The 12,235-nt window shown below is 64.7% G+C and carries 11 protein-coding genes; 8 read left to right on the top strand and 3 right to left on the bottom strand.

Annotated features, from left to right (window positions below):
- Window positions 1–2: 2 nt before the first annotated feature.
- The 3 genes from recF to dnaA are packed head-to-tail and all read right to left on the bottom strand — an operon-like array spanning window position 3 to window position 3,736.
- Entirely contained in the window at window positions 3–1,106 is a 1,104-nt protein-coding gene (gene recF, locus FM069_RS15475) for a DNA replication/repair protein RecF (RefSeq protein WP_143489270.1), read from the bottom strand.
- 16 nt (window positions 1,107–1,122) lie between these two features.
- Window positions 1,123–2,226, bottom strand: coding sequence for a DNA polymerase III subunit beta (gene dnaN / locus FM069_RS15470; RefSeq protein ID WP_143489269.1), 1,104 nt, complete (start codon window positions 2,224–2,226; stop codon window positions 1,123–1,125).
- 37 nt (window positions 2,227–2,263) lie between these two features.
- Window positions 2,264–3,736: a chromosomal replication initiator protein DnaA gene (gene dnaA, locus FM069_RS15465; RefSeq protein WP_143489268.1), complete on the bottom strand. Its 1,473-nt coding sequence runs from the start codon at window positions 3,734–3,736 to the stop codon at window positions 2,264–2,266.
- Window positions 3,737–4,288: 552 nt separating this feature from the next.
- Here dnaA and rpmH point away from each other — a divergent pair.
- The 8 genes from rpmH (at window position 4,289) to FM069_RS15425 (ending at window position 12,230) form a co-directional block, all read left to right on the top strand.
- Entirely contained in the window at window positions 4,289–4,423 is a 135-nt protein-coding gene (gene rpmH / locus FM069_RS15460; RefSeq protein ID WP_003458028.1) for a 50S ribosomal protein L34, read from the top strand.
- A 14-nt stretch (window positions 4,424–4,437) separates the two neighbouring features.
- Window positions 4,438–4,842, top strand: coding sequence for a ribonuclease P protein component (gene rnpA / locus FM069_RS15455; RefSeq protein WP_143489267.1), 405 nt, complete (start codon window positions 4,438–4,440; stop codon window positions 4,840–4,842).
- On the top strand, window positions 4,835–5,080 hold the full coding sequence (gene yidD / locus FM069_RS15450) for a membrane protein insertion efficiency factor YidD (RefSeq protein WP_143489266.1): 246 nt from the start codon (window positions 4,835–4,837) through the stop codon (window positions 5,078–5,080). Before rnpA ends, yidD begins: the two co-directional genes overlap by 8 nt.
- A gap of 2 nt (window positions 5,081–5,082) precedes the next feature.
- Window positions 5,083–6,822, top strand: coding sequence for a membrane protein insertase YidC (gene yidC, locus FM069_RS15445; protein WP_143489265.1), 1,740 nt, complete (start codon window positions 5,083–5,085; stop codon window positions 6,820–6,822).
- Window positions 6,823–6,891: 69 nt separating this feature from the next.
- On the top strand, window positions 6,892–8,259 hold the full coding sequence (gene mnmE / locus FM069_RS15440; RefSeq protein ID WP_143489264.1) for a tRNA uridine-5-carboxymethylaminomethyl(34) synthesis GTPase MnmE: 1,368 nt from the start codon (window positions 6,892–6,894) through the stop codon (window positions 8,257–8,259).
- Between the two features lie 630 nt (window positions 8,260–8,889).
- The gene (gene mnmG, locus FM069_RS15435) at window positions 8,890–10,782 is read left to right on the top strand and encodes a tRNA uridine-5-carboxymethylaminomethyl(34) synthesis enzyme MnmG (RefSeq protein WP_143489263.1); all 1,893 of its coding nucleotides are present in this window, start codon (window positions 8,890–8,892) and stop codon (window positions 10,780–10,782) included.
- Window positions 10,782–11,423 carry a 16S rRNA (guanine(527)-N(7))-methyltransferase RsmG gene (gene rsmG / locus FM069_RS15430; protein WP_143489262.1) on the top strand — a complete coding sequence of 214 codons (642 nt, stop codon included), beginning with the start codon at window positions 10,782–10,784 and terminating at the stop codon, window positions 11,421–11,423. Before mnmG ends, rsmG begins: the two co-directional genes overlap by 1 nt.
- An 18-nt stretch (window positions 11,424–11,441) precedes the next feature.
- Window positions 11,442–12,230 (top strand): ParA family protein, encoded by a 789-nt coding sequence (locus tag FM069_RS15425; RefSeq protein ID WP_143489261.1) that lies wholly within the window; start codon window positions 11,442–11,444, stop codon window positions 12,228–12,230.
- Window positions 12,231–12,235: the final 5 nt, after the last annotated feature.

Raw genomic sequence — 12,235 nt, 5'->3', positions numbered from 1 at the left:
CTTTACTCCTGATGGACCGGGTGCGGCGTGATTCGGCCGTGTTCCACGTGGAACATCGAGACCGGTGTCTCGTCACGCCACCCCTCCTTCAATAGGTCGTGGTCGACGCAGGTGATGAATACCTGGCAATTCAATTCGTCCAGCAAGCGGCACAGCGCTCGCCGGTGGTGTTCGTCCAGTTCCGAGGGAAGGTCGTCCACCAGATAGATGCATTGGCCCCGCTTGGCCTGGCTCACCAGATGCCCCTGGGCGATCCGCAGGGCACACACCACCAACTTCTGTTGGCCACGGGAAAGAATCTCCGCGGCATTGTGATGGGCCAGACGTAAACGCAGATCCGCCCGTTGAGGCCCCGCCTGTGTATGTCCCAATTGCTGATCACGAAGCAGGGAAGCGGCAAGGACATCGCTCAGCGGCTTTTCCTTGTCCCAACCGCGGTAGTAACTCAACGTGAGACCCTCGAGTTCCAGCAGCTCGCGCAATGTCTGCTCGAAAACGGGCTTGAGCGCCTGAATGTATTCCCGGCGATAGGCGTCGATTTCATCGCTGGCCAGGCACAACTCACGGTCCCACGCCGCTTGGGAAGCACCGTCCAGTGTACCATGCCGCAGCCACGAGTTCCGTTGACGCAACGCCTTCTGTAGGCGTACCCAGGCAGAAAGGAAGCGAGGTTCCACGTGGAACACTCCCCAATCGAGAAACTGCCGTCTGAGTTTCGGCGCCCCTTCCAGCAGACGAAAGCTGTCTGGATTGATCAGCTGCAGTGGCAACGTTTCCGCCAGTTCGGCGGCGCTGCGCACGTTGCGGCCGTCAATACGGATCTGGAAATCGCCCTGACGTTCCCGGGTGACGCCCAACTGGCTCCGCGCGCCGCCACCCAGTTCGACTTGGCCGAAAACCGTGCAGGCACTCGTTTCATGCTGGATTACAGGTTGCAGTCGCACGCTGCGAAAGGAGCGGGCCAAACCCAGCAAGTGGATGGCTTCCAGCACGCTGGTCTTGCCGCTGCCGTTGGCGCCGAACAGGATGTTGATGCGAGGGGAGGGGGAGAGCGTCACCGCGTGCAGGTTGCGCACCGCGGTGACGGTAAGGCGGCTCAGGGACATTCAGCGCGGGAGGTGATTACAGGCGCATCGGCATGACGACATAGGCGGAATCGTCGTTGTCCGATTCCTGCAACAAGGCGCTGCTGTTGGCATCGGCCAGGAGAATGCGCACTTGTTCCGTGCCCATCACACCCAGTACGTCCAGCAGGTAGCTGACATTGAAACCGATCTCCAGGTTGCCGCCGGTATAGTCCACGGCAACTTCTTCCTCGGCTTCTTCTTGCTCGGGGTTGTTGGCCTGGATTTTCAGCTGGCCGGACGCCAGTTGCAGGCGAATGCCGCGGTATTTCTCGTTGGACAGGATCGCGGTACGGCTGAACGCCTCGCGCAACATCTGCCGATCCCCCATCACCAGTTTGTCGCCCCCCTTGGGCAATACCCGCTCGTAGTCGGGGAACTTGCCGTCCACCAGTTTGGAGGTGAAGGTGAATTCGCCGGTAGTGGCGCGGATATGATGCTGACCCAAGACGATGCTGACTTCGCCGTCCTGGTCGGTGAGCAGACGTGCAAGCTCGAGAATCCCCTTGCGTGGCACGATGACCTGGTGCCGCCCTTCCTGCTCGATAGTCGATTCGATGGCGCACATGGCCAGGCGATGGCCGTCGGTGGCCACGGCCCGCAACGAATTGGAGTTCACTTCCAGCAGCATGCCGTTCAGGTAATAGCGCACGTCCTGCTGGGCCATGGCGAAGCTGGTACGCTCGATCAGCCGACGGACCTTGGCCTGAGGCAAGGTAAACGTGAGGGAGCCAGGGCTTTCCTCGACGCTGGGGAAATCGTTGGCAGGCAGGGTGGAGAGGCTGAATCGACTACGGCCGGCCTTCACCAGCAGCTTCTGCTCGTCGACGCGGATGTCGATCAGCATGTCCGCGGGAAGGCTCTTGCAGATGTCCATCAGCTTGCGCGCCGGCACGGTGATCTCGCCAGGCTCGGCCGCCTCTTCCAATGCTACGCGGCCTACCAGCTCCACTTCCAGATCGGTGCCGGTGAGGGACAGTTGCTGGCCCTGGACCACCAGCAGCACGTTGGAGAGAACCGGCAAGGTCTGGCGGCGTTCCACGACGCCGGCCACCAGTTGCAGGGGTTTCAACAGGGCTTCGCGTTGAATGGTGAAGTGCATGGTCTCGTCCCTTGCCTCGTGAGGCTGCGCGGATGGTTCAGGTGGTCAGTGTACGCAGCAGGTTCTTGTAGTCCTCGCGGATATCCGCGTCGGATTCCCTCAATTCCGCGATTTTACGACAGGCATGCAGGACCGTCGTGTGGTCGCGCCCGCCGAAGGCGTCGCCGATTTCCGGCAGGCTGTGGTTGGTCAGTTCCTTGGACAGGGCCATGGCCACCTGCCGCGGACGCGCCACCGAGCGGGAGCGGCGCTTGGAGAGCATATCGGTGATCTTGATCTTGTAGTACTCGACCACCGTGCGCTGGATATTGTCGATGCTGACCAGCTTGTCCTGCAGGGCCAGCAAGTCCTTGAGAGACTCGCGGATCAGCTCGATGGTGATGTCGCGCCCCATGAAGTGGGCATGGGCGATGACCCGCTTGAGGGCACCTTCCAGCTCGCGCACGTTGGAGCGAATGCGCTGAGCGATGAAGAACGCCGCATCGTGCTGCAGGTCGACCTTGGCCTGCTCGGCCTTCTTCATCAGGATCGCCACTCGGGTCTCCAGCTCCGGCGGCTCCACCGCCACCGTGAGACCCCAACCGAAGCGGGACTTGAGTCGTTCCTCCAGGCCCTCGATTTCCTTGGGGTAGCGGTCGCTGGTGAGGATCACCTGCTGGCCGCCTTCCAGCAGGGCATTGAAGGTGTGGAAGAACTCCTCCTGGGAGCGCTCCTTGCGGGCGAAGAACTGGATGTCGTCGATCAGCAGCGCGTCCACAGAACGGTAGAAGCGCTTGAACTCGTTGATGGCGTTCAGCTGCAGGGCCTTCACCATGTCGGCGACGAACCGCTCCGAATGCAGGTAGACCACCTTGGCATTGGGGTTCTTCTTCAACAGGTGGTTACCCACGGCATGCATAAGGTGGGTCTTGCCCAGGCCCACGCCGCCATACAGGAACAGCGGGTTGTAGCCATGCTTGGGATTGTCGGCCACCTGCCAGGCCGCAGCGCGGGCCAGCTGGTTGGACTTGCCCTCGACGAAGTTATCGAAGGTGAAGGTGCGGTTCAGGTAGCTGGTGTGCTTGAGGGCGCCTTCCACCTGGACCGCGCGCTCGGTACGCACCGGAGCCGCGGCGGGCGACGCGAAATGCCCATGGGCCTCGCTGACTAGGCTCTGGACCTGGGCAGGTTCGGCGGGGACGTTCATGGAGGCAGGCGCAACGGGCGCGACAGGCGCCGGCGTCGAGGGCAGCGGTGGAGGCGCCGGCCGGACCGGCGCGGCGGCGCGCTTGCTGCCGATCAACAGGGACAGGGCGGGCACCAGGCCTTCGCCGCGCTCCACCAGCAGCTCCATGAGCCGGCTCATGTATTTTTCGTTGACCCAGTCGAGGACGAACCGGTTGGGCGCATAGACGCGCAGCTCTTCGCCGTCGGCTTCGACCTGCAGGGGGCGGATCCAGGTGTTGAATTGCTGGGCGGGCAGTTCGTCGCGCAGAAGCTCGACACACTGCTGCCAAAGGGCCACGGACACGGATATCCCTCGAAGACCTATAAAGAAGCAGAACGCTGACGCAAGCGGCCATTGTAGCCCGCTGCCCATCGGTTATCCACACGTACCGACCGACGATCCCTAAACCAAATCAAGACGTTAACGCGCGGAAAAAGAACCCGGCGTATTCACCCTGAACCCTGTGGATAAAGCACCCTGAACCCTGGGCAAGACCAGCCGGATAAGCCTTGGGATAACGTGGCTGTGCATAACTCAGCAAGTTGAACACAGGCTGTCTACTTCAAGCGCACACCCCGTGCCCCGCTTTCCGACAGGCTTATCCTTCCTGGGAAACCGCACAAGGAGCGGCGTGCAGTGACTTTTCCACAGAGGATGGCCCTCTCAAGCGTTACATCAGCTTCCATCCTTTCTTAAACCATTCTTCCTTTTTCTCTATCTGCTCGACGAAACGTCAGAACCCATGCTGGCTGGAAATTGACCTGTCCGCGGCATTTCTCTAGAATCGCCGGTCTCTTTGAACGGGGACCACTTTCGGGCCCCATTTGGCCTTAGTGATCACCAGGTAATCGCATCATGAAACGCACTTTCCAACCCAGCACCCTCAAGCGCGCTCGTACCCACGGTTTCCGTGCCCGCATGGCTACCAAGAATGGCCGTCAAGTCCTGTCGCGTCGTCGCGCCAAGGGCCGCAAGCGCCTGACCGTCTGACCGACCCGGAACAGGTGGTGAGTCGGGGCTTCGGCCGGGAAAAGCGACTGCTGACTCCCCGGCACTTCAAAGCGGTCTTCGACTCACCCACCGGCAAGGCGCCTGGCAAGCATGTCCTGCTGCTCGCGCGCGACAACGGTCTGGATCACCCCCGCCTGGGTCTGGTGATCGGCAAGAAGAGCGTCAAGCTCTCCGTCCAGCGCAACCGCCTGAAACGACTGATCCGCGATTCCTTCCGCCTAAACCAGGATGCCCTGGCAGGCTGGGACATCGTGGTCGTCGCGCGCAAGGGCCTCGGCGAACTGGACAATCCCGAGCTGATCCATCAGTTCGGCAAGCTCTGGAAACGCCTGGCGCGCAATCGACCCAGAATGGACGCGCAACCCGATCCAGGGGTGACCGATACCGCCCATGCGTAAACTGGCCCTCGTTCCGATCCAGTTCTACCGCTATGCCATCAGCCCGCTGATGGGCTACCACTGCCGTTTCCATCCCAGCTGTTCCTGCTACGCGCAAGAAGCCATCGAACGCCATGGCCTGCTGCGCGGTGGCTGGCTGGGACTGCGTCGGCTTGGCCGCTGCCACCCCTGGCACCCGGGCGGCTACGACCCGGTGCCTCCGCTTTCCTCCACCCAATCCTCTTCGATGGCCGAGTAATCATGGATATTCAACGCTCGATCCTGATCGTCGCTCTGGCAGTCGTGTCCTACCTGATGGTTCTCCAGTGGAACCAGGACTACGGCCAAGCCGCGCTGCCGACCACCGCCAGCACCCCTGCCGACGTGCCCGCTTCCCCGAACCCGGGCGCATCCGCCACCGCGGCCGGTGAAGACGTGCCGGCCGCCAGCGCCGAACGCAGCGACCCCACTCTGGCGGCCGTTCCGGTCAGCCAGGACCTGATCCGCGTGCGTACCGACGTCCTCGACCTGGCCATCGATCCGCGCGGCGGCGACATCGTACAGCTCACCCTGCCCCAGTACCCGCGTCGCCAGGATCACCCCGAGGTGCCGTTCCAGCTGTTCGACAACGGCGCCGAGCGTACCTACCTGGCCCAGAGCGGCCTGACCGGCGCCAATGGCCCCGATGCCCGCGCTGGCGGCCGTCCGCTGTACGACAGTGCCCAGCGCCAGTACACCCTGGCCGACGGCCAGGACAACCTGGTGGTGGACCTGACCTTCAGCGAAGCGGGCGTCAGCTACATCAAGCGCTTCAGCTTCAAGCGCGGCCTCAACCCGCAGTGCTCGGACAAGGAACGCGAGCAGAAGAAGCCCGGCTGCATCGACCCCTCGGCCTACCAGATCGACGTGCGCTACCTGGTGGACAACCAGAGCGGCGAGGCCTGGAACGGCAACCTGTTCGCCCAGCTCAAGCGCGACGCCAGCGCCGACCCGTCCTCCAGCACCGCCACCGGCACCTCTACCTACCTGGGTGCTGCCGTGTGGACCGCGGGCGAGCCCTACAAGAAAGTGTCCATGAAGGACATGGACAAGCAGCCCTTCAAGGAAACCGTGCAGGGCGGCTGGGTCGCCTGGCTGCAGCACTACTTCGTGACCGCCTGGATCCCGCCAAAGGACGGCAACAACGCCATCCAGACCCGCAAGGACGGCCAGGGCAACTACATCGTTGGCTTCACCGGCCCGGTGCTCAGCGTGCCCGCCGGCGGCAAGGCAGAAACCGCTGCCACCCTCTACGCCGGTCCGAAGATCCAGGCCCATCTCAAGTCCCTGTCCCCGGGCCTGGAGCTGACCGTCGACTACGGCATCCTCTGGTTCATCGCCCAGCCGATCTTCTGGCTGCTGGAACATATCCACAGCCTGCTGGGCAACTGGGGCTGGTCGATCATCGTCCTCACCGTGCTGATCAAGCTGGCGTTCTTCCCGCTCTCGGCCGCCAGCTACAAGTCCATGGCGCGCATGCGGGCGGTTTCGCCCAAGTTGCAGGCGCTGAAGGAACAGCATGGCGACGATCGCCAGAAGATGTCCCAGGCGATGATGGAGCTGTACAAGAAGGAGCGCATCAACCCGCTGGGCGGCTGCCTGCCTATCGTGGTGCAGATGCCGGTGTTCCTGTCCCTCTACTGGGTGCTGCTGGAAAGCGTCGAGATGCGCCAGGCCCCGTGGATGTTCTGGATCACCGACCTGTCCATCAAGGACCCGTTCTTCATTCTGCCGATCATCATGGGCGCCACCATGTTCCTGCAGCAGCGCCTGAACCCGACGCCGCCGGACCCCATGCAGGCCAAGGTGCTGAAGCTGATGCCGATCATCTTCACCTTCTTCTTCCTCTGGTTCCCCGCCGGCCTGGTGCTGTACTGGGTAGTCAACAACTGCTTGTCCATCGCCCAGCAGTGGTACATTACCCGGCAGATCGAGGCGTCCACCCAGAAGGCCACAGCCTGACGGCGGACCTTCCGCCCCGTTGAATCCAGACGCCCCCTCGTGGGGCGTCTTGCTGTCCGGAGACCTGCCATGACCCCCGTCCGTGAAACCATCGCCGCCGTCGCCACTGCCCAGGGGCGCGGCGGGGTCGGCATCGTCCGGGTGTCGGGACCGTTGGCGCGGGACCTGGCCGTGGCCCTGGGTAGCCGCGAACCCAAGCCGCGCCATGCCCACTACGGACCGTTCCGCGACGCCGATGGCGAAGTGATCGACGAGGGCCTGCTGCTGTTCTTCTCCGGTCCCCACTCCTTCACCGGCGAGGACGTGCTGGAACTGCAGGGCCATGGCGGGCCGGTGGTCCTCGACCTGTTGCTGCGCCGCTGCCTGGCCCTGGGCGCGCGCCAGGCCCGCCCCGGGGAATTCAGCGAGCGCGCCTTCCTCAACGACAAGCTGGACCTGGCCCAGGCCGAAGCCATCGCCGACCTCATCGAGGCCAGCTCCGAGCAGGCGGCGCGCAATGCCCTGCGCTCCCTGCAAGGGGAATTCTCGCGACGGGTCCACGCACTCACCGAGGCGCTGATCCAGCTGCGTATCTACGTGGAGGCCGCCATCGACTTCCCCGAGGAGGAGATCGACTTCCTCGCCGACGGCCACGTGCTGGGCCAGCTGGACGGCGTGCGCCAGCGGCTGACGGCGGTGCAGCGGGAAGCCGGCCAGGGCGCGCTGCTGCGGGACGGCATGACCGTGGTGATCGCCGGCCGCCCGAACGCCGGCAAGTCCAGCCTGCTCAACGCCCTGGCCGGTCGCGAGACCGCCATCGTCACCGCCATCGCCGGCACCACCCGGGACGTGCTGCGCGAACACATCCACCTGGATGGCATGCCGCTCCACGTGGTGGACACCGCCGGCCTGCGCCAGACCGAGGACCAGGTGGAACGGATCGGCGTGGCGCGCGCCCTGGAGGCCATCGACGGCGCCGACCGGGTGCTGTTGGTGGTGGACGCCACCGCCGCCGAGGCCGACGACCCCTTCGCCCTCTGGCCGGAATTCCTCGAGCGCCGCCCCGATCCGGCACGGGTCACCCTGATCCGCAACAAGGCCGACCTCAGCGGCGAACCGGCCGGGATGCAGGAGGACGCCGACGGTCATGTCACCCTCAGCCTCTCCGCCCGCTCCGGCGACGGCCTGTCCCTGCTGAGGGACCACCTCAAGGCCTGCATGGGCTACGAGCAGACCGCCGAAAGTGGCTTCAGCGCCCGCCGACGCCACCTGGACGCCCTGCAACGCGCCCAGGACCACCTTGACCACGGCCGCGACCAGTTGGTGGCCGCCGGTGCGGGCGAACTCCTCGCCGAAGACCTGCGCCACGCCCAGCAGTGCCTCGGTGAAATCACCGGTGCCTTCAGCTCCGACGACCTGCTGGGGCGGATCTTCTCCAGCTTCTGCATCGGCAAGTAAGGGCCTGAGGGCGGCCACGTCCTCTCCTGTACGGCACATCCCTCGTTTCGATGACGACTCCTCGAGACGCGAACAGCCGCCTTCATCAAAAGCATCTGTATAGCCGTCTTACAGCGGCTCAAGCCGACCGCTTCCTGGTGATCGACTTCCCTCGCCCCTGCACCGATATCCTATGGATACGTCGGCCCGGCTTCGTACTAACACCCTGAATCCTCATCCAGAAAGCCTGTGGAAAACCCGCCCTGTACTGGGTGAGTAACCCGTTTGAAAGCCTGTCGAAAAACCCGGCTGTGGATAAGCGGATGAGTCATCCACACCTCATCAACCCCTTGTGAGCAGTTCGTCCGCAGTTTTCCACCAGGGTTATGCGGGGCTGGAGGCGGCGTATCTCAAGGCCTGGAAGTACTTATCCACAGAAAAGCTTTTCCCTAGTCTTAATCACAAAAACAAGCCTTTAAGAAATCTCTCTTCCTTTTTCTTTCTCTTACCTCCGATGTGCGTGAAGAACTTTTGGGCGCTGCGTATCCATCGAGTTGGCTATTTTTTGTGCAGAAGGCTTCTTTCGATGCAGTGAAGTCCCTATACTTGCCGCCCTTCCGAATTCTTCCTTCAACAGGCACGAGGTGCGTGGTGGATTTCCCTTCCCGTTTCGAAGTGATCGTGATCGGTGGCGGTCATGCCGGTACCGAGGCCGCACTGGCGGCGGCACGAATGGGCGCCAGGACGCTGCTGCTCACCCACAACGTGGAAACCCTCGGCCAGATGAGCTGCAACCCGGCCATCGGCGGGATCGGCAAGAGTCACCTGGTGAAGGAAATCGACGCCCTCGGCGGCGCCATGGCAGAGGCCACCGACCGGGGCGGCATCCAGTTCCGCGTGCTCAATAGCCGCAAGGGCCCTGCGGTGCGGGCGACGCGCGCCCAGGCCGACCGGGTGCTGTACAAGGCCGCCATCCGCCACACCCTGGAAAACCAGCCGAACCTGTGGATATTCCAGCAGGCCTGCGACGACCTGATCGTCGAGCAGGACCAGGTGCGTGGTGTGGTCACCCAGATGGGGCTGCGCTTCCACGCCGATAACGTGGTGCTGACCACCGGCACCTTCCTCGGCGGACTTATCCACATCGGCCTGGAGAACTATTCCGGCGGCCGTGCCGGTGACCCGCCGTCCATTGCCTTGGCCCGCCGCCTGCGCGAGTTGCCCCTGCGGGTCGGACGCCTGAAGACCGGTACGCCACCGCGCATCGACGGCCGCTCGGTGGACTTCTCGGCGATGACCGAACAGCCGGGCGATACCCCGATCCCGGTGATGTCGTTCCTCGGCTCGGCCGAGCAGCACCCGGCCCAGGTCAGTTGCTGGATCACCCATACCAACGCGCGGACCCACGAGATCATCGCCTCCAACCTGGACCGCTCGCCGATGTACTCCGGCGTCATCGAAGGGGTGGGGCCGCGCTACTGCCCGTCCATCGAGGACAAGATCCACCGTTTCGCCGACAAGGACAGCCACCAGGTCTTCCTCGAGCCCGAAGGCCTGACCACCCACGAGCTGTACCCCAACGGTATCTCCACTTCCCTGCCGTTCGACGTGCAGCTGGAGATCGTGCGCAGCATCCGCGGCATGGAGAACGCCCACATCGTGCGGCCGGGCTACGCCATCGAGTACGACTACTTCGACCCGCGGGACCTGAAGTACAGCCTGGAGACCAAGGTCATCGGCGGGCTGTTCTTCGCCGGGCAGATCAACGGCACCACCGGCTACGAGGAAGCGGGCGCCCAGGGCCTGCTGGCCGGCTGCAACGCCGGGCTGCGCGCCCAGGGCCGCGAGGCCTGGTGCCCACGGCGCGACGAGGCCTACATCGGCGTGCTGGTGGACGACCTGATCACCCTGGGCACCCAGGAGCCGTACCGCATGTTCACCTCCCGCGCCGAATACCGGCTGATCCTGCGGGAAGACAACGCCGACCTTCGCCTCACCGAGAGAGGCCGCGAGCTGGGCCTGGTGGACGAGGCCCGCTGGGCGGCGTTCTGCACCAAGCGCGACGGCATCGCGCGGGAAGAGCAACGCCTGAAGAGCACCTGGGTGCGCCCGGGTACCCCCGAGGGCGAGGCGGTGGCCGAGCGCTTCGGCACGCCCCTGGCCCACGAGTACAGCCTGCTGAGCCTGCTGAGCCGGCCCGAGGTGGACTACGCGTCGCTGGTGGCCGTGACCGGCGGCGGCGAGCCGGATGCCCAGGTGGCCGAGCAGGTGGAGATCCGCACCAAGTACGCCGGCTACATCGACCGCCAGCAGGACGAGATCGCCCGCTTGCGGGCCAGCGAGGACACGCGCCTGCCGGACGACCTGGACTACCAGGCCATCTCCGGGCTGTCCAAGGAAATCCAGCACAAGCTCGGCCAGGGCCGGCCCCAGACCCTCGGCCAGGCCTCGCGCATCCCCGGCGTCACCCCGGCGGCCATCTCCCTGCTGCTGATCCACCTGAAGAAGCGCGGCGCCGGTCGCCAGCTGGAGCAGAGCGCCTGATGGTCACCGCGCCGCACGTCGAGGAACTCCGCCAGGGCGCCCGCCAACTGGGCGTCGAGCTGGATGCCACGCGCCAGGACCGGCTGCTGGCCTACCTGGCCCTGCTGATCAAGTGGAACAAGGCCTACAACCTGACCGCCGTGCGCGACCCCGACGAGATGGTCTCGCGGCACCTGCTGGACAGCCTCAGCGTGGTGCCCTTCGTCGAGGCGGGGGGCTACACCTGGCTCGACGTTGGCAGCGGCGGCGGCATGCCGGGCATTCCCCTGGCGATCCTGTTCCCCGAGCGGCGCTTCACCCTGCTGGATTCCAACGGCAAGAAGACCCGCTTCCTCACCCAGGTGAAGCTGGAGCTGAAGCTGGACAACCTGGAGGTTGTCCACGGCCGGGTGGAGGAGTTTCGTCCCGAACGGCCATTCACGGGCATCGTCTCCCGGGCGTTCAGTTCCCTGAAGGACTTCGCCACCTGGACCCGCCACCTGGGCGATGGCGCGACCCGCTGGCTGGCGATGAAGGGCCAGGCCCCCGCCGACGAGCTGCAGGCGCTGCCCGCGGACTTCCGCCTGGAGGCGCAGCACGCCCTGGCGGTGCCGGGTTGCCAAGGCCAACGTCATCTGCTGATACTGCGCCGCACCCTATGACCGGGAAAGACGCCGACCATGGCTAGAGTATTCGCCATCGCCAACCAGAAGGGCGGTGTCGCCAAGACCACCACCTGCATCAACCTCGCCGCGTCCCTGGTCGCCACCAAGCGCCGCGTGCTGCTGATCGACCTGGACCCCCAGGGCAACGCCACCACCGGCAGCGGCGTGGACAAACTGGCCCTGGACTACTCCATCTACGACGTGCTGATCGGCGAATGCAGCCTGGTGGACGCCATGCAGTTCTCCGAGCACGGCGGCTACCAGCTGCTGCCGGCCAACCGCGACCTCACCGCGGCGGAAGTCGCGCTGCTGGAGATGCCGGCCAAGGAGAACCGCCTGCGCGAGGCCCTCGCGCCGGTCCGCGAGAACTACGACTACATCCTCATCGACTGCCCGCCGTCGCTGTCCATGCTGACGGTCAACGCCCTGGTGGCGGCCGACGGGGTGATCATCCCGATGCAGTGCGAGTACTACGCCCTGGAGGGGCTGACCGACCTGGTCAACTCGATCCAGCGCATCGGCAAGCTGCTCAACCCCTCGCTGAAGATCGAGGGCCTGTTGCGCACCATGTACGACCCGCGCAGCAGCCTGACCAACGACGTGTCCGACCAGCTCAAGGCCCATTTCGGCGACAAGCTGTACGACACCGTCATCCCGCGCAACGTCCGCCTCGCCGAGGCGCCGAGCTTCGGCATGCCGGCGCTGGTCTACGACAAGCAATCCCGCGGCGCGCTCGCCTACCTGGCCCTGGCCGGCGAACTGTCCCGCCGCCAGCGCAGCGCCGCCCGCACCGCACACGCATAAGGAAG

Source organism: Pseudomonas mangiferae, assembly GCF_007109405.1.
GTDB lineage: Bacteria > Pseudomonadota > Gammaproteobacteria > Pseudomonadales > Pseudomonadaceae > Pseudomonas_T > Pseudomonas_T mangiferae.
Note: the sequence above shows the minus strand (reverse complement) of the source record. Positions and strands in the feature narration are given on the sequence as shown.